The following is a 21,325-nucleotide window of genomic DNA, read 5'->3' on the forward strand; positions in this document are numbered from 1 at the left end:
GATTCCTTCTCGGCGCCGTCCGAGGGCTCCTTGTCGGTGCGCTCCGAGGCGTCCTCGTCCTTACCGGCGGAGGCGGCCTCGTCCGCATCCGCTGAGGCGGTTCCCTCCGTACCGGCCGGGGCGGCCTCGTCCGTACGGTCCGCGACGGCCTCGTCCCCATCCGCGGAGGCGGTTTTCGCGATGGCCGCCGAGGCGGGCAAGTCGGTACGTACCGACGCGGCCTTGTCCGCGTCCTCACCGGCGGCGGGCTTTGCGGCGGGCTTCCCGTCCGGCTTTGCCTCCGGCTTGTCGGCCGTGGCCTTGTCCGGGAGCGGTGTGCTCTCCGGTTCCTTTTCCTTGGAACTGCTGTCCTTCTCTATGGACACAACTGTGGCCTTTCAGCGAGCTGTTGAGCGCGGAATATTGCCGTCAGGAACCACCGTTGATCTTTGATTCGGTGATCGCGCCCGCCTTGACGCCCCACTTGTCAAGGATCTGCTCGTACTTGTGGCTGGCGATGATGCGGTCCATCGCGGCCTTGATCGCATCCCGCAGCTGGCTCTGGTTCTTGGGCACCGCCATGCCGTACGGCGCGGCCTCCACCTGGTCGCCGACCAGCTCGAAGTCATTTCCGCCGCCGGAGGTCTTCACCGCGTACGCGGCCACCGGGAAGTCGCTGAGGCCCACATCCGCGCCGCCGCTGCGCAGCCGGGTCTGGGCCAGGACGTCGGTGTCGAAGGCCTCGATGTCCAGCTTCTTGTCACCGCACTTGTCGGCCTGCTTCTTGGCCATGTCCTCGGAGGTCGTGCCGCGTTGGACCACGATCTTCTTGCCGCACAGGTCGTCCAGCGACTTGATGCCCTGGGTCTTGCCCTTGGGCACGTACATCGAGACACCGGCCTGGAAGTAGTCCACGAAATCGACGCCATCGCCGACCTTGGTCTTCTTCTCCGGGTCCACGCCGTTCTGGCGGTCCTTGGTGTCGGTCATCGCCGACATGGCGATGTCATAGCGGTTGGAGCGCAGACCGGCCATCAGCGCGTCGAACTTGGAGTTGTTGAACTGGAACTTCACGCCCAGTTCCTGGCCCAGCGCATCGGCGATGTCCGGGTCCATGCCCACGGTCTTGCCGTCCTTGATGAACTCCACCGGCGGATAGGCGATATCCGAACCGACCTTGATGACCTTGGAGTCCTTGATCGACTGCGGCAGCTTGTCGAAGAGCGGGGCGGAACTGCCGGTCGCCGAGGAGTCGCCGTTGTCCGAGTGCTTCTTGGTCTGGTCGCCACAGCCGGTCAGCAGCAGGGCGCCGGCGACCGCGATCGCGCCGACGGCGGCCAAACGACTCCTGGCGGCAGCCGGGCGGGGGGTGGTGCTTGCGGTCATTGCTGGGTCCTCCTGCGGGTGAGGGGATAGCCGAACGTATGGACTCTGCAGGGCACGCGCGATTTGCCTGCCCGGGCCCCGCGCATGCTTCGTTGGTGCGCCGCGACCTCGGGTGATTCGGCATCTTGCCACCTGAACCGCACCATTCGGGGGGCCCGCAATGTCAAAATCGGATAACAAGGCGTGCCCCGTTCGGCACCGGCTGCTGTGCTCGGCTGCCCGGGGCCGACCGCTTGCGTTCGTTTGGCGACGAGAGACATCTCACGCACCAGACGTCCCATTTCCCGGACTTAGCAGACCAGTTGACAGGTTTCTGACCGTCTCCGGTGGCCGCCCTGACGGGACGGGCCGGATCTCGCTCGTGAGCCGGGCGCTCTTCCGGTAGAAAGACCAGTTACACCCCGCACCCGGGGCCCAGGACGCGCAGGTGCGAGCACGTCCGCTGTCCTTGCTGCCCGTTGACTGTCCTTGCTGCCGTTGACGCGCAGATGGCCCGCGCACCGCCGGGCCGAGGACATGTGCCCGACCCTCCCCGCATACCAGGGGCGGTTACCCTCGATAAGCAATCACGACAAAGGGGTCAAGATAGTGGCAGCGGAGATCGTCAACCCTCGCAGCGAGAGCGATGCGGGCCGGCCGGGGCCGAGTGAGCCCTTCGATCCGGCCTTCGCGCTGCACCGGGGCGGCAAGATGGCCGTGACGGCGACCGTCCCGGTGCGCGACCGGGACGATCTGTCCCTCGCCTATACGCCGGGTGTCGCCAAGGTGTGCAGCGCCATCGCCGAGCAGCCCGAGCTGGTGCATGAGTACACCTGGAAGTCCCAGGTGGTCGCGGTGGTGACGGACGGCAGCGCGGTGCTGGGCCTGGGAGACATCGGGCCGGAGGCATCCCTGCCGGTGATGGAGGGCAAGGCCATTCTGTTCAAGCAGTTCGGCGGGGTGGACGCGGTGCCCCTCGCGCTGGACTGCCGGGGCGTGGACGAGATCGTGGAGACGGTGGCCCGGCTGGCCCCGTCCTTCGGCGGCGTCAACCTGGAGGACATCTCCGCCCCGCGCTGCTTCGAGATCGAGCGCAAGCTCCAGGAGCGGGTGGACATCCCGGTCTTCCATGACGACCAGCACGGCACCGCCGTGGTCACCCTGGCCGCCCTGCGCAACGCCGCCAGGCTGACCGGCCGCACGCTGGGCGAGCTGCGCGCGGTGATCTCCGGCGCGGGTGCCGCCGGGGTGGCCATCGCCCGGATTCTGGTGGAGGCGGGCATCGGCGATGTGGCCGTGTGCGACCGCAAGGGCGTGGTCTCCGCCGACCGTGAGGACCTCACCGAGGTCAAGCGGGAGCTGGCCGGTTTCACCAACAAGGCGGGCAAATCAGGCACGCTGGAGTCCGCGCTGGACGGTGCGGACGTCTTTATCGGCGTCTCCGGCGGCACCGTGCGTGAGGAGGCGGTGGCCACCATGGCCAAGAACGCGCTGATCTTCGCCATGGCCAACCCCAACCCGGAGATCCACCCGGACGTCGCCCACAAGTACGCGGCCGTGGTCGCCACCGGGCGCAGCGACTTCCCCAACCAGATCAACAATGTGCTGGCCTTCCCGGGCATCTTCGCCGGTGCGCTCCAGGTGCGGGCCTCGCGGATCACCGAGGGGATGAAGCTGGCCGCCGCGGAGGCGCTGGCGGCGGTGGTGGCGGACGAGCTGAGCGCGGACTGTGTGATTCCGTCGCCCTTCGACGAGCGGGTCGCTCCCGCGGTGACGGCCGCGGTGGCGGCGGCGGCGCGGGCGGACGGGGTGGCGCGGCGCTGAGCGTCCTTCATTGCCGGGTGCGCCTGCAAGGGGCGCGGGGAACTGCGCGATCAGCCCAGAGCGACCCGCACCCGGCAACGAAACCCCCGGGCCCTCTGGGGCCCCGCGGGCGCAACGTACCGGCGGGGCGACCGCCAATACGGCGCGTGTCACACCCCCATCCCGTTCCGCCGAGCGCAGCGACCGGGCTAGGTTCGGATCATGTTCGCTGCCTACGCCTCCCGTATCGACCGTGATCAGCCGCTGAACGGACTTGAGTTGGGGGAGCGCCCCGAACCCGAGGCGCGGCCCGGCTGGACGATCATCAATGTCAAGGCCGCCTCGCTCAACCACCACGACCTGTGGTCACTGCGCGGGGTGGGCCTGGACGAGAAGCTGCTGCCGATGATCCTCGGCTGCGATGCGGCCGGGACCGACGCGGACGGCAACGAGGTGGTGATCCACTCCGTCATCGGCCAGAGCGGCCATGGGGTGGGCCCGGACGAGCCGCGCTCCATTCTCACCGAGCGCTACCAGGGCACCTTCGCCGAGCGGGTCGCCGTGCCCGCCTGGAACGTCCTGCCCAAGCCCAAGGAACTCTCCTTCGCCGAGGCCGCCTGTCTGCCCACCGCCTGGCTGACCGCGTACCGGATGCTGTTCACCAACGCGGGCGTCCGCCCCGGGCAGTCGGTGCTGGTGCAGGGCGCCGGCGGCGGGGTGGCCACGGCCGCGATCGTGCTGGGAGCGGCGGCCGGGCTGCGGGTCTTCGCCACCAGCCGGGACGAGAACAAGCGGGCCCGCGCGGTGGAACTGGGCGCCGAGGCCGCGTTCGAGGCGGGCGCGCGGCTGCCGCACCGGGTGGACGCGGTGATCGAGACGGTCGGCGCCGCCACCTGGTCGCACTCGGTCAAGTCGCTCAAGCCGGGCGGCACTTTGGTGATCTCCGGGGCCACCAGTGGCCCCAACCCGCCCGCCGCCGAGCTCACCCGGATCTTCTTCCTGGAGCTCAAGGTGGTCGGCTCCACCATGGGTACCAAGGAGGAGCTGGCCGATCTGCTGAGCTTCTGCGCGGCGACCGGGGTACGGCCGGTCATCGACTCCACGCTGCCGCTGGACCGGGCGCGCGAGGGCTTCGAAAAGATGGCCGGTGGTGAGCTGTTCGGGAAAATCGTGCTCACGGTATGAACGGCGGATGCGGACGAGACGTCTGATCGCATCAGTGCCGGCGGTGGGGGTGGCGGTGGTGTCCTGCCTGCTGCCGTCCTCCGCGTTGGCGGCGGGGAACGCTGATCATTCGGGGCATGCGGGCCTCGCCGGCCACGCGGCCCCCTCGGGTATCCCGCCTCTTACCGATGAGCGGGGACGGGCTCTGACCCTCCACGGCTGGAACCTGGCCGACAAGGACCACCGTGGAGCGTCGGCCCTCTCCGGCATTACCGAGCGCCATCTGCGCGATATGGCCGCGCATGGCTTCAACTTCGCCCGGCTGGCCGTCTTCTGGGACGATCTGGAGCCGCGGCGGGGGCAGTTCAGTGAGCGCTATCTGCGCAAGATCGAGCGCATTCTGGGGTGGGCCGCGCACTACCACGTCAAGGTGGTGCTCGATGCCCACCAGGACGTCTACGGGCCCAAGTTCGGCGGTCACCGGGGTATTCCGGAGTGGGCCACCCGCGATGACGGGTTGCCCTATGCGCCCCATCCCGGGGACTGGTTCTCCGAGTACTACGAGCCCGCCGTGCAGGCCGCCTTCCAACACCTCTATGAGGACGCGGACTTGCGGGCCGCGCAGGCGCGGATGTGGGGCGTACTGGCGAAGCGCTTCAGGGACCAGCCGGCGCTGCTGGGCTACGACCTGATCAACGAGCCCATGGGCAAGCAGCGTCCGGGAGAGGATCTGCCGGGCGCGGCCCGCCGGGTGGAGAGTACGCAGATCACGCCCATGTACGGGCGCCTCGCGGCGGCCATCCGTGCGGTGGACCGCCGCCACTGGCTCTTTGTGGAGCCCACTCCGGTGGTGGGGGAAGGGGTGCCCACTTCGCTGGGCAGGGTGCCCGACCCCAAGGTGGTGTACGCCCCGCACTTCTACAACTCCGCGATGGAGCTGGGGAAGGACTATGACCCGGGGGCGGGGTGGATCGAGGCGTATGAGGCCGCTGTGGTCCGTTACCCCCGTGAGCAGCGGGTACCGGTGGTGGTGGGGGAGTGGGGGCCGCCGGACAGTTCGCTGCCGCAGATGCGGCGCTACTACCTGGACGCCCTTGCGTCGCTGGCCCGCTACTCCAGCGGCTGGGCGGGCTGGACCTGGTGTTACGGGGGTGCGTATTGCGCCCTGGATGCGGGGGGTCGCTTCCAGCGCAACAAGGAGCTTATGGCCGCGCCGTATGCGGAGGTGGTGGCGGGGCTGGTGCGGGACCAGTCCTATGACCCGCGCGCTCGGCGCTACGGGCTGCGGTACGAACCCCGGGGCGGGGTCAGTGAGTTGTCCTTGCCCGGACCCGGGTGGCGGGTGTCGGTCACCGGGCCGGTGAGGGTTGAGGTGCGAGGGCGGCGGGTTCTGCTGCGGTCGGTGGGTTCGCGTGGTCCGGTGACGGTGACGGTTGAACCGGGCCGGGAAACCGCACCCGTTGGGCGCTCTGGGGGTGCGGGTTCCTGACCCGGTTCGGGTGGGCACAACCGCCACGGGGCCGCACCCGGTGACGATTCGGCGTCTGCCGATGGCCGTTGCCGTTCGGCCGCGGGCCGTGGGTGGCTGGTCGCGCAGTTCCCCGCGCCCCTGGAGGGGCGCACCCGGCGACGGGGCGGCGTCTGCCGATGGCCGTTGCTGGTCGGCTGCGGGCCGCGGGTGGCTGATCGCGCAGTTCCCCGCGCCCCTGACGGGGCGCACGCTCCGCGCCCCTGGAGGGGCGCCCCTAGCGGGGACCTCCTTCGCGTAGCAGGGCCCCAATGCGGGTCGCCGCCTGGGCCAAGTGGGTCCTGGTTTCGGCCAGTTGGTCGGGGGTCACCCCGTGGTCGCGGGCCGTGTCGCGGATTTCGTCGCGGAAGCGGTCCAGGAGGCGGTCCAGGTCGCGGGCCGGGTCCTTGGAGAGGGCGTCGGGGGCCGTGGCCCAGTCGGGGGCGGGGGCGTGGTCGCGGGGCTCCTCGCGGGGCGGGGTCCAGCCCTGGCCGGCCAGGGAACCGAGCTCGCGGGCAAGGGCGTTGACGCCCTCGGCGAGCCCCGAGGGCCAGTCGCCCTTGCGGGTGTGCTCGCGGACCTGCTCCTGCACCCGCTCCTTGATGCGCAGCACCTCCTCCCGGGCGTGCTCCTGGGCCTCGCGGGCCTGACGGCGGGCCCGCTGGGCGTCCTGGCGGGCGCGGCGGCTCTCCTCCTTGGCCCGGCGGGCCTGTTCCTTCCACTCCTCCTTGGCGCGGCGCCATTCGTCCTTGGCGGTGGCGAAGTAGTCCGCGGAGGAGCCGGTACCGGCCTCACCCCGCGCCTGGCGCATCGCCTCGCGCATCTCGCGGCGCAGATCGCCGGCCGCGTCGCGGACGTCCTCGCGGATGTCGGCGGCGAGGGCGGAGACGGAGTCCTGGATCTCCAGCTCCAGCTCGGCCAGTTCGCCCTGGCGGTCGGCCAGTTCGGCCCGGCCGGCCTCGGTGATGGCATAGACCTTGCGGCCGCCCTCGGTGGTGTGGGTGACCAGGCCCTCGGCCTCCAGCTTGGCCAGCCGGGGGTAGACGGTGCCGGCGGAGGGCGCGTACAGCCCTTGGAAGCGCTCCTCCAGCAGCCGGATGATCTCGTAGCCGTGCCGCGGTGCCTCGTCGAGCAGCTTGAGCAGATACAGCCGCAGCCGGCCGTGGGCGAAGACGGGGGGCATCAGAGAACCTTTCCGTTCACGGGGGCGTCGGCGGGCTCCTCGGGCGAGGGTGGCCTGCGCAGCACGGCGACGGTGCCGGAGGCGGTGGTGGCCTTGAGCGAACCGCCGCCGGAGCCCAGTCGGCCGGTGATCCGCTTGGCGCCCCACTGGCCGCTGACCCGCAGGTCCTCAAAGGCGCAGGAGGCGCCGCCGGTGGCGGTGCTGGCCTCCACATCGGCGTCCACCGGGTGCGGCAGCCGGATGGCGATATCGCCGGAGACGGTGCTCACCTCCAGCGAGAGGGCGCCGCCGGTGGCGGAGAGATCCACCAGCACATTGCCGTTGACCGTCTTGGCGCGCACCGTGCCATTGGTGCCCTCCACCAGTGTCAGGTCGCCGGAGACGGAGTTGAAGATCAGGTCGCCGCCGAGGGCCTGGGCTTCCAGGGCGCCGGAGACGGTCTGCGCGCTGACCGGGCCGCCGAGGCCGACCAGGGTGGTGTCCCCGGTGACGCCGCGCAGCTCGGCGGGGGCGGTGATGCCGGAGACCACGGCGGCGGCGCCGACCGTGCCGACCTCGACCCGGGTGCCGCAGGGCACGGTGAGGGTGACCTCCACGGTGCGCTGCCAGCCCTTGCGGTCCAGCCACTTCAGGAAGCTCTGCCAGGTGAGGTCGTCATAGCCCACCCGGAGCGTGCCCTCGTCCAGCCGGACCCGCAGCGGCGGGCCCTGGAGGGCGGACAGCTCCAGCCGGGCCGGGCCGCCGTCGGTGCCCACCACATTGACCGTGCCATTGACGACGCTCACATTGAGGGCGCTGACCGGCTCATCGAAGGTGAGCTTCTGGGGTGTGGTCAGCGACCACTCGGACCGGTCGGGCATGGGGACCTCCTATATCGCGTCTTCCCATAAACACGATATATCGCGGCTCCCGGAAGTCAAGGGCCGGTGGTTGGCATAGCGTTGACGCATGTCCGCGACTGATCACGCCCCGGCCGGTCTGCTGCTGCTCTGCCGGGCCGCGCCCGACCGCCTCCGCCTTGCCGCCCGACTGCTGGGCACGCCGCTGCTGCTGGCCCCGGCGGGGGAGGGGTGGAGCGTGCTGGTTCCCGCCGCCGGGGCGGCGGATGCGGCGGAAGGGGTCGAGGAGGGCGGCAGCCCGGCCGCGCGGGCCGCGCGGTGGGCCACCGCCCTGACGGCCACCGGGGGCCGGCCCGTGGTGGGGCTGTGGTGGGACGCGGACGGGGCCGGGTTTGTGGTGGCCGCCGGTCTGCGGCGCACCGCCGGGCACACCTGGCTGGCGGACGGTACGCCGCTGGGCGAGGCGGACGCGCTGCGCGTCCTGCGGGTACGGCTGGGGCTGGACCCGGTGCTGGACGCGGAGGCGCTTCAGGCGCTGGGCCGGGCGGATTCGGAGGCCGATGCCCGCGCCCGGCTGCGGGGGCTGATCGCGGTCCTGGGCCGGGCCGGACTGCGGCTGGGGCCGGGCCTGGCGCCCGGCAAGGGGCGGGAAGAGCTGTACGCCGCCGCGTCCGCGCTGCCGTTGGCGGAGGCGGTGCGGGGGCCGGGCCCGCGGGCCCTCGGCCCACAGCTCGCCCGGCGGGTCCGGGTGCGGGTGCGGGTGCTGGGTGCGGCCGAGGTGGGTGCCGGTCTGGTCCTGCTCACCTGGGCGGGCACGCGGCGGCGCGGCTGGGCGGCGGTGGGGGCGGCGCTGGTCGTGGACGGGGCGCTGGTGCTGGCTTATGAGCGGTGGCGGCGGGAGGGGTAGGGATCGCCGGGTGCGGGGTTTTGTCTGCGGGGCGGTGGGTGGTTGCTCGCGCCCACGCGGCGGAGCGGCATATGTGGCTGCCCCGCGCCCTGGGTGGAGCGCGCCCGGCGACGGGACGGCGTCTGCTGGCGACCATTGCCCTTCGGCTGCGGGCCGGTGTGTGGCTGGTCGCGCAGTTCCCCGCGCCCCTGACGGGGCGCTCGCTCGCCGGTCAGGTCAGCGCCGGTGGGGCGGCCCCGCACGGTGGCTGCGAAGGGTGTGGGCGGTCCACCCGGTGGGCTACTCGTCGTCCTCGTCGTCCAGGCGGGCCAGCCAGGTCGCCAAACGCTCCACCGGCACCTCGAAGTCCGGGTTGAGATCGACGAAGGTGCGCAGCTGGTCGGCCACCCAGCCCAGGGTGACCTCCTCCTCGCCTCGCCGGTTCTCCAGCTCCTCGATGCCGCGGTCGGTGAAGTACAACGCTCTCTCCGTCAGATGGGGTGTGGCCGGACAATGCCGTCCAGGATAGGCCGCCCGGGCCGAAAGGCCTTGGCCACGGCCTCTCCCGGCCCCTCGCGCCCGTCAGGGCAGCGGACTAGCCTGCTGCCACACCGCGGAACGGCGGAACGATCGTCGGCGATCGCGGCATCATCGCGGATGACGGGGGTGGCGCATGGCCGACGGAATCACTCAGGTGCGGCTGGACGACGGCACGGTGGTCTGGGCGCGGGTCAGCGAGGCCGAGGAGCTGGCCGGGCCGGGGGAGGGCGGCTACCGGGATTCCAGCGCCGTGCACCGGGTCGCCGACCTGGCCGGCGGGCTGTCCGATGTGGTGCGCGGGGTGGTGGGCTCGCTGCGCGAGGGGCTGGCCGCCGCCCGGCCGGACGAGGTGGAGGTCGAGTTCGGCATAGAACTCTCCGCCAAATCCGGCAAGGTGATCAGCCTGCTCGCCGATGGCGAGGGAAGGGCCTCGGTGAAGGTGACGCTCACCTGGTCCGAAAGCGGATCCGAAACCGGACGGGCGGCTCCGGCCCCCGGAGGCGTCAACTCCGCTTCCGCCGGTGCCTCTTGAACTCCCTGGAGGGCACCGTGCGCCGCAGTGTGGTGCGCATCTGCGCACCCGGCGGCGGAAAGGAGCCCATTGGTGACCGTTTCTGGGGCAGCGGGTTCTTTATAGCGCCCGGCCTGGTCCTGACCTGTGCCCATGTGGTGGGGGTGGGAGGTGGTGACGTGCTGGACGGCGGCACCGCCATCGACATCACCGACTGGCGGGAACGCACCACCGAGGGCCGGGTGGTGCTCGCCATGCCCCGCCCGCAAGACCCCCAACGCCCGCCCAGCCCCTGGCCGTTGCCCGATCTGGCCCTGGTGGAGGTGGCCGGTGCCGAGGACGCCGAGTGCCTCTGGCTCAGCGACCGCTCGGCCGTGGTCCCGGCCCCCATCAGCCTGCACGGCTGGTCCCGGGAGCTGGGAGAGCTCACCCTGCGCTTCGGCACCGGGATCGCCGCCGGCGGCGACGGCGGCAGCGCCATGCTGCTGCGCGGCGAGATACCCGTGGAGGGCTGCTCCGGCGGGCCGGTGCTGGACACCGGACGGGGCGCGGTGATCGGCGTCAGCAAGGGGCGCGGCCGGGACACCGCGGGCCTGGCGGTGCCCATCACCGCCCTCCGGCGGCTGGCCAACGACCTGCCCGGACGGGCGCGGCTGCATGCCCTGGTCCGTGCCCATGACCGCCACCACCTGCTGCGCTACCGAGCCTTCGGCACCACCGCCACCTGGACCGGCCTCCAGCGCGGGCTGCGCCCGCAGGGCCGGGGGCTCACCCCCGTGCTGCGTACCCAACTCTTCGCCCAGCTGGCCGAGTTGCCGCCGCCGGAGACGCCCGGCGAGGTGATGGCCCTGGTGGACGAGGTCAAGAGCCGGGTCATCCAGGACCCCTACCAGCCCGGCGTGGAGCATGACCCGCGCAGCTGGCGGGAGGGCGTGGGCCTGCTGTACGACCTGCGCGACGGCGCGGGCGGCAAGGAGGACGGCGGCACGGCCCGGGATCTGGAGGTGGAGGCGGTGCTGCTGTACGCGGCCCATGTCGCGGCGGCGGTCAGCGCCCTGGGCCGGGCCGAGGACGAGCGGGCGCTGCGCGACCTGGGCGGCTGGCTGACCCTGAACGCCGAGGCGCTGGAGCTGCCGGATGTCATCCGGCATGACATCCGCCGCATTCTGTACGGGGGTTCGGCCGGATTCCCCCAGGTGCCCGAGACGGCACCGGTCCGGGACGGGGCGGTGGTGCTGACCCCGCGGAAGACGCCCCCGCTGAAGCCCGAGCAGCGGCCGGTGCGTGCCCGGGCCGATGTGATCGTGGAGATAGACCAGTTGCTCTATGGCGACCGTTACCCCTGGCGGGTGAAGCTGCTGCGCGAGGATGACCTGGTCACCCCGTTGTGTGAGGATGAACTGGGCGCACAGCGGCAGGAGTTGGCCCAGGTGCTGCGGGAGCCGATCGCGGACGCGCTGCGCAAGGGCGATGTGGGCGAGCATCTGGCCGCCCTGCAGCTGATCGTGCCGCGGGAGCTGTTCGACGAGCCGCTGGACGACTGGCGGCTCGCCCCGCCCGGGGCCGGGGCCGGCTCCATCGACCCGCGCAGCCTGCCGCTGGGCCGGCGCCGGGTGGTCTATCTGCGCGACCGGCGGCGCCGGGACGAACCGGCCATCCCGGAGTGGATCAGCCGCTGGAAGGGCGCCGAGCGCGGCGGGCTGACCGCGGTGCCGCTGCGCCGGGAAGTGCCCGTCCAGGGGCATGGCCGGGGCCGCCGGGAGAGCCCGGACGCGGCCTACGCCCGGCTGTCGGAGGTTCCGGACACCGCGGTTCCGGTCTACTGCGGGCCGGTGGCCAGCGGGGAGGGGGCGCAGGCGATGGAGGCGGCGCTCGCCGCGGGGCACGCGGTGGTGATCTGGCGGCGGTGCGCCAGTGAGCACAGCGATTGCGCCGACTTCCACCAACGAGTGGGCGAGCTGCTGCATTCTGTGGGGAGGGCGGGGGAACTCCACCGAACGATAAGGAGTTTGCGGCGCCGCTGTGCCGATCCCGAGGCGGACCAGGAGGTGCTGTGGGCACGGTCGATCGCGGTCCTCTTCGACTCGCCCGAGCGGCCGCCGCTGCCGGATGTGCTGCGCGCCCCCGGCGGCTCCAGATGACCGTGGGCCGGCCGGATGGCCGTTGCGTCAGCCAGATGGCCACACGTCAACTTCCTTGCCAACAAGGTGTCAAAGGGGTATCAGGCACTCGGCAGGCCGGTCGCCGGAGGGTAACGTCGTTGCGGGGACGGGAGTTCCACCGGGCGGCGGGGCGAGCGGCACGGCGGGCCTGTCGAGGGCCACACCAGCGACGGAGGAGCCCAGGGTGAACGATTGGCGGATCTACCGCGGAGCGGGCCTGCCGCACGACGGCATACGGCGGCTGCCGCCACCCCCGCCCTGGCGGGACTTCGCCGCCTCCGGGCCGGACCGGGGAGCGGCCGCCGACCCCAGTGCGGCACGTCGGCTGGGGGTGCTGCGCCGGCTGGTGGAGAACCACCATCCGCGGCCCGAGGAGGTGGAGGCGGTCAACGCCGCGCTCTATCTGCGCCGTCCGCTGCTGGTGACCGGCAACCCCGGAACGGGGAAATCCACTTTGGCCCATGCGGTGGCCCATGAGCTGGGCCTGGGGCGGGTGTTGCGCTGGCCCATCGTCAGCCGCAGCACCCTGCGCGACGGGCTCTACCACTACGACGCCATCGCCCGGCTCCAGGATGTCCAGCTGGAACGGGCCGGCGGCCTGGAGGGCGTCCGGCACTCCATCGGCTCGTATATCCGCCTGGGCCCGCTGGGCACCGCCCTGCTGCCGGGGGAACAGCCCCGGGTGCTGCTGGTGGACGAGCTGGACAAGAGCGATCTCGACCTGCCCAACGACCTGCTGAACGCCCTGGAGGAAGGCGAGTTCCAGCTGCCCGAGCTGGAGCGGATCGCCGACCGGGAGCCGGAGGTGGAGGTCGGCACCGATGACGGCGGCCGGGCCCTGATCCGCGGCGGCCGGGTGCGCTGCACCACCTTCCCGCTGATCGTCCTCACCTCCAACGGCGAACGCGACTTCCCCGCCGCCCTGTTGCGGCGCTGTATCCAGCTGGAGCTCAAACCCCCCGGCGAGGAGCAGCTGACCGCCATGGTCCGGGCGCACCTGGGGGATGACGCGGTCACCGAGGGCGAGGAGCTCATCCAGCGGTTCCTGGACCGCGAGCCCGGCGAGGTGATCGCCGCCGACCAGCTGCTCAACGCGCTCTTCCTCACCCAGCACGCGCCGCGCACCGAACCGGTCACCCGGGAGCGGCTGGCCGACATGCTGATGCAACCGCTGGACCGACCGAGGTGATGAGGGGTGATGAGGGATGACCGCGCCCCCCGAGCCACGACTGCACCAGCTCATCGCCCGGCTGCGGGCGGCCGCCCTCGATCTGACCGCCGAGCAGATCGCCGACGCGGTCTGGCTCGCCCGGTGGATGACCCCACGGCCGGAGCCTGAGCCCATAGTCAAGAACGGGCCGGTGTTCACCGGCGGCGAGCCGGAGGTCCGGCCGCCGGCCGCCCCCCTGGTCGCCCCGGTGGGCGCCCCGGTGGCCGGGACGGCCGCCGAGACCCGCCGGGCCGAACGCACCGCCCCCGTCTCGCTCTATGCCGAGGGGCGCGCCGAGACGCCCGTACGCCCCCGGGGGCGCCCCGAGGTGTTCCCCATCCGGGTGCCCGCCGCCACCGCGCTGCCCGGCCTGCTGGGCCTGCAGCGCTCGCTGCGCCCGCTGCGCGGCTACCGCTCGCTGGCCGCGCCGCTGCCCGGCCCGCTGGACGAGCAGGCCACTGCGGACCGCGGCGCGCGCACCGGCGTGCTGGAGCCGGTCTACCGGCCCGGCGCCCGGCAGGCTGCCACCATGCAGCTGCTGATGGACACCGCCTCCTCGATGGTCGTCTGGGAGCGGATGCTGGAGGAACTCCAGCAGGTCTGCGCCCAGTTGGGCGTCTTCCGGGACGTCCAGGTGCGCTATCTGCACCGGGGCCCGGACGGCACCCCGCTCATCGGCACCACCGCCGCCCCCGGCGGCGGGCCCGATCTGGGGCTGCGCCCCGCGGATCAGTTCCGCGACCCCACCGGACGGCTGCTCACCCTGGTCATCAGTGACTGTGTGGGACCGCTGTGGCGCGAGGGGCAAGCCCAGCGACTGCTGCACCACTGGTCACGCACCTCGCCGGTGGCCATCGTCCAGCCGCTGCCGCCGAGGCTGTGGAGCCGTACCGCGCTGTCCGCCGAACCCGGGCTGCTGGTCCGCGACCCGGAGGCGGGCGGGCGCCTGGGCTTCCGGCCGGACGGCTTCCGGCGGCCCGCCCGGCCGGACGCGCTGCCGGTGCCCGTACTGCTGCCGGCCGGCGAGGCGCTGGGCGCCTGGGCCCGGCTGCTGTCCGGCCCCGGCCGCAGCCAGGTGCGCGGGGCCGCCGCCTGGCTGCTGCCCGACCACCCCGCCCTGCCGGAACCGGCCGAGGACACGGACGGGCGCGGCGCCGACGAACGGCTGCGCTCCTTCCGGGCCGGGGCCTCCTCGGGAGCGCTGCGGCTGGCCGTGCACCTGGCCGCGGTGCCGCTGACCCTGCCGGTGATGCAGCTGGTCCAGCGGGCCATGCTGCCCGACACCGGCCCCATGGAGCTGGCCGAGGTGCTGCTCAGCGGCCTGCTGTGGCGGCTGCCGGACCACGGCGAGCAGCAGGGCACCGGACCCTGGTACGAATTCGCCGCGGGGGTACGGGAGTTGCTGCTCCAGTCGCTGGAGCAGGGCGAGGCCGCGCTGGTGCTCAAACACTGCTCGGACTATGTGGAGCGGCAGTTCGGCAAGGGCGCCCGCAACTTCTCCGCGCTGGCCGTCGCCCAGCTCACCGGCGAGGCGGCCGCCGGCACCGACGCCGGTACCCCGGAACCGGAGCTGTTCGCCCGGGTGCCCGCCCGGGTGGTCCGCTGGTACCGCAGGGTGCCCACCGAGACCGGGCCGCTGGCCGAGGCGGAGGCGCTGCTGGCGCTGTGGCACGCCCAGGGCGACCCGGAGCTGCTGCACCGCGCCCGCGGCCTGGCCGAACCGGCCCTGGGCCGGGAGGTGGACGCGGTACGGGCCCATCTGCTGCTGGGCAAGGTGCTGCGGGCGCTGGCCGGCACCGAGGACATCCGCCGGGACCCGGCCGCCCGGCGGGAGACCCTGGAGCAGGCGGCCGGCGTACTGGCCGAGGCCCACCGGCGCACCGGACCCGGCAGCCCCGGGCACACCGAGGCCGCCCTGGAACTGGCCGCCGTCCGGCATGCCGCCTGGCAGGCGGACGGCGAGCGGGAGCGGCTCCACGAGGCCGAGCGGGTGCTGCGCGAGCTGCCTCCCGGCAGCCGCCGCCATCTCCGGCTGGGGCGGGTACTGCTGGATCTGGCCCGCACCGAGCCGGAGCCGCTGCCCCGGACCGAGCCGCTGCCCCGGACCACCGATGCGGCCGCCATGGCGCACGGCGCTCGCGGGGCGGACAGCGGGGGCGATGACCTCGCCGGAGTCCTGCGGAGGCTGCGCGAACCGGCCCGTACGGGGCCCGAGCCGCCGCCCCGCGCCGTGGGCCCGCTGGCCCTCGCCACCGAGGCCGCCGCCGAACTCCGGGCCGGCTGCGCCCTGCTGGACGCCGAGGACGCGCCCGCCGTCCGCCGCTGCGCGGCCCGGCTGGACCTGGCCCGGGCGCTGCGGCTGGCCGGTGCCCCCGCCCCCGAGACGCTGGCCGCGCTGGAGCTGGCCGAGGCCGCCGCGGTGGACGACTCCCAGCGCCTGCACTGCCGCACCGAGTCGGCCCGTACCCATGCAGCCCGGCGGGACTGGCTCCCCGCCGACGCCGCCTATGAGTCGGCGGTCTCGCTCACCGGCCGGGACAGCCCCCGGCGCAGCGAACTGCTCGCCGAATGGGGGGAGTTGCTGCTGGCGCGGGCCGAGCACGGGGACGACGAGACCGTCACCCGGGCCGAGGCCGTGCTGCGCGAGGCCTTCGCGGTGGTGCCCGGCCGCTCCCCGCTGCGCTCCGGGCTGCAACTGCTGCTGGGCCGGGCCCTGGTGCTGCGCTCGGCGCGGCTGGGCTATCTGCCCGACCTCTATGAGAGCTGCCATCTGCTGGAGCAGGCCGCCCGGCGGTCCGAGGACGGCATGGTGCGCGCCGAGGCCTGGCTGGCGCTGGGCACCGCCCGGCTGGCGCTGCGCGAGCACTCCGCCGCGATACCGCTGGCCGACGCGGCCGCCGCCTTCACCGCCGCCGCCGAGGAGGCCGGCCGGCAGTCCACGGAGCCCGGCTCGGTGATCGCCGCCCGTGCCTGGCACCGCTATGGCGAGGCCCTGGAGCGGCTGGGCCTGCACCGGCAGGCGCTCACCGCCTACCGGGACGCCGCCCGGCAGTGGCGCGACCTGACCGCGCGGCTGGCCGAGGTGGACTGGGCGGAGGTGCGGGCCACCCGGGAGAGCGTGGCGCGGCTGTCCGGCGGTTGACCACAGGTGTTCCGAACGGGTTTCCGGATTACGGTGGTTGGGAAGAACCGAGCAACCGCGTCGGCCGCCTCCGGCGGACGGCGGCAGGGAGGGAGACGAGGGTGCCGAAGCAGAGGAACGCCGCTACGGCCGACCCCAAGAACAGCGCGGCCGGCGTGCCACTGCCCGACCTCACCGGCGTCGGCCTGCGGAATCTTCGCACCATGGCCGACCCGGCACTGACGGCCGCGGTGGAGAGCACGCTGCGGCACTCCGCGGAGTTCGGGGAGATGTGGTACTCCAGCGGGGCGACGGTGGGCAAGCGGACGCGTCCGGGGGGCAGGACCGGCAGGTGACGCGCGGAGAACCGGACAACGGCCGGACGATATCCGGCCAGAGTTCGGCGGGTCAGAGTGCGTCCGCCCAGAGTGCGTCCGGCGGGAGTTCGGCGGGCCGGAGTGCGTCCGGCGGGAGTTCGGCGGGTCAGAGTGCGTCGGGCCGGAGTGTGTCCGGCCAGAGTGCGTCCGGCCGGAGTCCGGCGGGCCGGAGTTCACCCGGCGGCGGCCCCGGCCGGGCGGTGCCCGCCGCCGCGCTGGACCGGCTGGCCCGTACCCGCTCCACCGCCCAGGACCGGGCCCTGCTCCGGGACGCCCTGCACAGCCGGCGGCTGGTCCTGCTCAAATCCCTGCTCACCCGGCTGGAACGGCAGCCCCGGACGCTGGCCGGGGCCGCCGGGCGGCGCTTCGAGGAGCACTGGCGGTTACTGGAGCGCGCCGAGGAACGCCACCCGGGCCCGGCGCGCGACACCCTGGACTACCCGGCCGTGGGCAACTGGCTGGCCGGTGCGCTGACGGCCCCCGACGGACCGGAGATCACCCGGGCCGCGGCGCACCTGGGCGCCGTGGCCACCGCCGCCGCACTCCTCTCCGGTATCTCCTTCACCACCGAACTCGCCACCCCCGACGGCACCTTGGCCCTCCCCGGCATAGGGCTGCTGGAGACCGGCGCCCCCCTGGTCCGGCTCACCGCCCGGGCCCGTACCGCCCGGCTGACCGCCGAGGGCCGCCGCACCGGCCCGGTCCTGCTGCGGGCCGCCGGCCGGGTGGCCGGGGCGGGCGCCGGCTGGCACGCCCTGCGCCGGCTGCCCGGCGGCCGGGCCCTGCTGGACGACCTGGACCCCTACCGGGCACCCGCCCGGGGCGTGGGCCGGGCCGCGCTGCCCGCCGCCGCCCGCGGCGCCACCACCCCCGAACCCTGGACCCGCCGCTGGCGGGCGGCCTGGACCCTGCTGCGCGCCACCGATCCCGAACGGGCCGCCGAAACCGCCGAACTGCTGCGCTGCCTGGTGCCGCTGGCCACCCCGCCGGGCACCGCCGTCAGCGCCACGCTGCGGGCCGCCCCCGGCGCGGTGCTCACCACCCTCCCGGACGGCCCCGCCGACCTGGCCGAGGTGCTGGTCCATGAGACCCAGCACAGCAAACTGGCCGTCCTCCACGATGTGCTGCCGTTGCACCGGGCCGGCCCGCAGGCCGTTCACAAGGTCGCCTGGCGCCGGGACCCCAGGCCCCTGGAGGGGGTGCTCCAGGGCTGCTACGCCCATCTGGCGCTGGCCGACTTCTGGGCCAGGGCGGCCGGCCGGCAGGGACTGTCGCCCGGGGCGCGGCAAACGGCCCGCGCACGCTGTGATTCCTACCGCCAACAGGTCGCGGAAGCCCTGCCCATCCTGCTTGAATCCAATGAACTCACTGTCGCGGGCAGGGAGTTCACCTCCGGAATGGAACGTCTGCTGGCCACCCTGGGACGCTCCGGCCGGTCACTGGTGAGGGTCGGCGACGCGTCACCGCTTGGTGACGTACGGTAATCTTGCCGCCGCGTCAGACGGCCGGGCCGGTCCCGGACACCGCGGTGCGAAGGAACGAGGGACGTGCATGAACACGCAGCGGCAACCGGCTACCGCCGGTGCGCAGGACCAGGTCAGTGAGCTCTTCGTCGTCGTCTTCGCCGGCTACTACCGGCCCTGGGCCACCTGGATCCAGCACCGCCTGGAGAGCCATGGCCACCGGGTGGTGCTCCAGCGCTGGGACCCGCCCCGGGAACTCCCGCTGGAGAGCGCGCTGGGCGATCTGCTGCTGGCCCGGGGGCGGATCCTGCTGGTGCTCAGCGACTGGTTCTTCGAGCTCGGCCCCCGTCCGGAAGGGGAGTGGACCCAGGCGCTGCGCGGGATCGTGGCCGCCAACGCCGAGCGGTTCGCGGCGGTCAACCTCACCAACCGGGCACTGCTGCCCGCCACCGCCGTACTGGAGCCGGTGGACCTGTGGGGCATCGGCGCCGCGGAGGCCGAGCGCCGGCTGCTGAGCCGGCTGGGGCTGCCGGAGGGCCCGGCCCGGCGCGAGCTGCCCACCTGCTCCCGCTACCCCAACGACCCGCCGGCCGTCTGGGGCGAGGTCCCCCGCCGCAACCGCCGCTTCACCGGCCGCGACGAACTGCTCAACCGGCTCCAGCAGCAGCTCACCGAGGCCGAACAGGGCTCCGCCGTAGTGGCGTTGCTGGGCATGAGCGGCATCGGCAAGACCCAGATGGCCGCCGAGTATGCGCACCGCTTCAGCTCCGAATACGACGTCATCTGGTGGGTGAACTCCGACACCCGGGGCACCCAGCGCGAACGCTGGGGCGAACTCGCCCCGGAACTGGGCCTGCCGGTGGGCTCCGAGCCCGGAGAGCGCATCCGCGCGGTCCGCGAGGCGCTGCGCCGCGGCCGGCCGTACGGCCGCTGGCTGGTGATCTTCGACGGCTGGGACGACCTGGAGGGCGCCGAGGAACTGCTGCCCACCGGCCCCGGCCATGTGCTGATCACCTCACGCAACCGCGGCTGGGCCGAGGCCGGGGCCACCGTGCTGGACGTCCCCGGCTTCCTGCGCGCCGAGAGCACCGCCTATCTGATGCGCCGCGCCCCCCGGCTGACCGCGGCCGAGGCGGACGACGTGGCCGTCGAACTCGGCGACATCCCGCTGGCGTTGGTGCAGGCCGCCTCCTGGCTGGGCGAGTCGGACATGGAGGTCTCCGAGTATCTGCGCATGGTGCGCGACGGGGAGATGGCCCAGCTGGTCGATCCCAGCGGCCTGGACGGGGTGCCCCGCTCCTCGCTGACCTCCTGGTCGATACTGATCAACCGGCTCCGTGAGTCCCAGCCGCACGCGGTGGAACTGCTCAGCCTGTGCACCGCCTTCGCGCCCGGCCGGATCCCCATCGGCCTGGTCCGGCTGCTGCCGCCCGGCCAGCTGCCGGACAACCTCGGCTGGCTGGCCGGCGACCTGCCCAGCTGGACCAGGGCCCTGGACACCCTGGTCAACTACTCGGTGTTCACCCGGCGGGACGCCCGTTCCACCGGCGATCCCACCGCGGAGCCGGGCCCGGAGCAGGAGGCCGTGCATATGCACCGGCTGGTGCATGACATCGTCACCCGGCTCACCTCCCCGGAGGACCGGCAGGCCCACTGCCGGATCGTCCGCCGGATGCTGGCCGCCGCCGACCCCGGCAACCCCCAGGACTCCCGGCTCTGGCCCCGCTACGCCGAACTGCTGCCACACCTGGAGCCCTCCGGCGCCCTGGGCAGCCATGACTACCGGGTCCAGGAGACGGTGCTCAATCTGCTGCGCTACTGCCTGCACAGCGGGGAGTACCAGACCGGCACCGAACTCGCCGAGAAGATCCGCGAACAGTGGTCGGAGCTCTTCCCGCCCGAGCACCCCAGGATGATGGAGCTCACCAACCAGCAGGGCAACATCCTGCGCGCCTATGGGCAGTTCAGGGCCGCCTATGAGCTGGACCGGGAGATGCTGGAGCGACTGCGGGCCCTGCCCGAGGCGGACGCCACCAGCCTGCTGCTCACCGCCGGGTGCCTGGCCGCCGACCACCGCTTCCTGGGGCAGTACACCGAGGCCCTGGAGCGCCAGCAGGAAGTGCTGGACACCGCACGGGAGTTGCTGGGCCCCGACGACTTCCTCACCCTCCAGGCCCAGCACCATCTGGGCGTGGGGCTGCGGCTGCTGGGCCGCTACGCGGACGCCTATGACATCGACCTCAAGACCCTGCGCCGCCGCGAGACCCTGCTGCGTGCCCGCCACCCCGCCACCCTGATGTCCGGTATCGCCTGCGCCCGCGACCTCAGGCTGCTGGGCCGCTACGGCGACGCGCTGGCCCGCCAAGAACTGGGCATGCGGCTGCACTTGCAGGTGCTCGGGCCACAGCACCCCAACACCCTCCGGGCCCGGCACAATCTGCTGCTGTGCGAGCGGCGGGCCGGCTCCCACCAGGACCTGGGCGGGGCGATGGCCGCCCTGCTGGAGGACATGGAGCGGGTGCACGGCCGGGGGCACTACGCCACGGTCGGCCTGGTGGTGGACTACGGCAACTACGCCCGGGAGCACGGCGATCTGCGCCAGGCGCGGGATCTGATCGAGGAGGGTGAGAGCGCCTTCCGCGGCCTGCTGGGCCCGGCGCATCCGATCAGCACCGGGATGCTGTCCAACACCGGGCTGGTGCTCCAGGCGGCGGGGGAGCGGTCGGAGGCGCTCACCATGTTCGAGTCCGCCTACGCCGGACTGTCCGTCACCTTGGGCACGGACCACCCCTGGGTGCTGGGCTGCGCGCTCAACGCGGCCGCCGGACGGAACTTCAACGGCCGCCTGGAGAGTGCCAAGGAGCTGAGCCGGGACACCCTGCGCCGGGCGCGCCGGGTGCTGGGGCCGGACCATCCCTTCACGCTGTCCTGCGAGGTGGCGCTGGCCTGCGATTTGCGGGGGCTGCGGGAGCATGAGGAGGCGGGCAAGGTGGAGGAGGATGCCCTCCAGCGGCTGGCCCGTACGCTGGGGGCCCAGCACCCGCACACCCAGTCCGCGCGCCAACGCGTCCGCCCCTACTGGGACTTCGAGCCCTACTTGGGCTAGCGCTCGGGGGGGCGCCCCATCAGGGGCGCGGGGAACTGCGCGAGCAACCCACCACGGCCTGCGGCCGACCGGCAACGGTTGTTGGCAGACGCCGTTTCGTTGCCGGGTG

15 protein-coding genes are annotated in these 21,325 nt (G+C 73.2%); 11 read left to right on the forward strand and 4 right to left on the reverse strand.

Annotated elements, in window-relative coordinates; all coding sequences use genetic code 11:
* Window positions 1-408: 408 nt before the first annotated feature.
* The gene (locus CV755_RS29005; protein WP_109283205.1) at window positions 409-1,365 is read right to left on the reverse strand and encodes an ABC transporter substrate-binding protein; all 957 of its coding nucleotides are present in this window, start codon (window positions 1,363-1,365) and stop codon (window positions 409-411) included.
* 588 nt (window positions 1,366-1,953) lie between these two features.
* Here CV755_RS29005 and CV755_RS29010 point away from each other — a divergent pair.
* The 3 genes from CV755_RS29010 to CV755_RS29020 all read left to right on the forward strand — a co-directional run bounded on the left by CV755_RS29010 (window position 1,954) and on the right by CV755_RS29020 (window position 5,800).
* Complete coding sequence (locus CV755_RS29010; protein WP_109283206.1) at window positions 1,954-3,168, forward strand: NAD(P)-dependent malic enzyme; 1,215 nt, start codon at window positions 1,954-1,956, stop codon at window positions 3,166-3,168.
* A gap of 201 nt (window positions 3,169-3,369) precedes the next feature.
* A complete protein-coding gene (locus CV755_RS29015) occupies window positions 3,370-4,332 on the forward strand; it encodes a zinc-binding dehydrogenase (RefSeq protein ID WP_109283207.1) in 963 nt (320 codons plus the stop codon).
* A gap of 7 nt (window positions 4,333-4,339) precedes the next feature.
* Window positions 4,340-5,800 carry a glycoside hydrolase family 5 protein gene (locus tag CV755_RS29020; RefSeq protein WP_109283208.1) on the forward strand — a complete coding sequence of 487 codons (1,461 nt, stop codon included), beginning with the start codon at window positions 4,340-4,342 and terminating at the stop codon, window positions 5,798-5,800.
* Window positions 5,801-6,056: 256 nt separating this feature from the next.
* Here the strand turns inward: CV755_RS29020 and CV755_RS29025 are convergent, their stop codons facing one another.
* Entirely contained in the window at window positions 6,057-7,001 is a 945-nt protein-coding gene (locus tag CV755_RS29025) for a PadR family transcriptional regulator (RefSeq protein WP_109283209.1), read from the reverse strand.
* Window positions 7,001-7,861 carry a DUF4097 family beta strand repeat-containing protein gene (locus tag CV755_RS29030; RefSeq protein WP_109283210.1) on the reverse strand — a complete coding sequence of 287 codons (861 nt, stop codon included), beginning with the start codon at window positions 7,859-7,861 and terminating at the stop codon, window positions 7,001-7,003. The genes CV755_RS29025 and CV755_RS29030 overlap by 1 nt, the downstream gene beginning before the upstream one ends.
* An 88-nt stretch (window positions 7,862-7,949) precedes the next feature.
* On the opposite strand from CV755_RS29030, the gene CV755_RS29035 reads away from it, so the two are divergent.
* Entirely contained in the window at window positions 7,950-8,747 is a 798-nt protein-coding gene (locus CV755_RS29035; RefSeq protein WP_109283211.1) for a hypothetical protein, read from the forward strand.
* 279 nt (window positions 8,748-9,026) lie between these two features.
* On the opposite strand, the gene CV755_RS29040 is transcribed toward CV755_RS29035, so the two are convergent.
* A complete protein-coding gene (locus CV755_RS29040; protein ID WP_030811338.1) occupies window positions 9,027-9,206 on the reverse strand; it encodes a DUF6104 family protein in 180 nt (59 codons plus the stop codon).
* Window positions 9,207-9,399: 193 nt separating this feature from the next.
* Between CV755_RS29040 and CV755_RS34795 the strand changes: the two genes are divergently transcribed.
* The 7 genes from CV755_RS34795 to fxsT all read left to right on the forward strand — a co-directional run bounded on the left by CV755_RS34795 (window position 9,400) and on the right by fxsT (window position 21,216).
* Window positions 9,400-9,798: a CU044_2847 family protein gene (locus tag CV755_RS34795; protein ID WP_161968758.1), complete on the forward strand. Its 399-nt coding sequence runs from the start codon at window positions 9,400-9,402 to the stop codon at window positions 9,796-9,798.
* Entirely contained in the window at window positions 9,795-11,918 is a 2,124-nt protein-coding gene (locus tag CV755_RS29045) for a VMAP-C domain-containing protein (protein WP_161968759.1), read from the forward strand. The genes CV755_RS34795 and CV755_RS29045 overlap by 4 nt, the downstream gene beginning before the upstream one ends.
* 205 nt (window positions 11,919-12,123) lie before the next feature.
* The gene (locus CV755_RS29050; protein ID WP_109283213.1) at window positions 12,124-13,128 is read left to right on the forward strand and encodes an AAA family ATPase; all 1,005 of its coding nucleotides are present in this window, start codon (window positions 12,124-12,126) and stop codon (window positions 13,126-13,128) included.
* 16 nt (window positions 13,129-13,144) lie between these two features.
* Window positions 13,145-16,291, forward strand: coding sequence for an SAV_2336 N-terminal domain-related protein (locus CV755_RS29055; protein WP_109283214.1), 3,147 nt, complete (start codon window positions 13,145-13,147; stop codon window positions 16,289-16,291).
* A gap of 101 nt (window positions 16,292-16,392) precedes the next feature.
* Window positions 16,393-16,626, forward strand: a complete 234-nt coding sequence (locus tag CV755_RS34800; protein ID WP_161968760.1) for a hypothetical protein — start codon at window positions 16,393-16,395, stop codon at window positions 16,624-16,626.
* A 149-nt stretch (window positions 16,627-16,775) separates the two neighbouring features.
* Entirely contained in the window at window positions 16,776-18,131 is a 1,356-nt protein-coding gene (locus tag CV755_RS36810) for an aKG-HExxH-type peptide beta-hydroxylase (RefSeq protein ID WP_161968761.1), read from the forward strand.
* Window positions 18,132-18,198: 67 nt separating this feature from the next.
* The gene (gene fxsT, locus CV755_RS29065; protein WP_109283216.1) at window positions 18,199-21,216 is read left to right on the forward strand and encodes an FxSxx-COOH system tetratricopeptide repeat protein; all 3,018 of its coding nucleotides are present in this window, start codon (window positions 18,199-18,201) and stop codon (window positions 21,214-21,216) included.
* Window positions 21,217-21,325 lie beyond the last annotated feature (109 nt).

Origin of the sequence: Streptomyces orinoci (assembly GCF_003121295.1) — a bacterium.
GTDB classification, from domain to species: Bacteria; Actinomycetota; Actinomycetes; order Streptomycetales; family Streptomycetaceae; genus Streptomyces; species Streptomyces orinoci.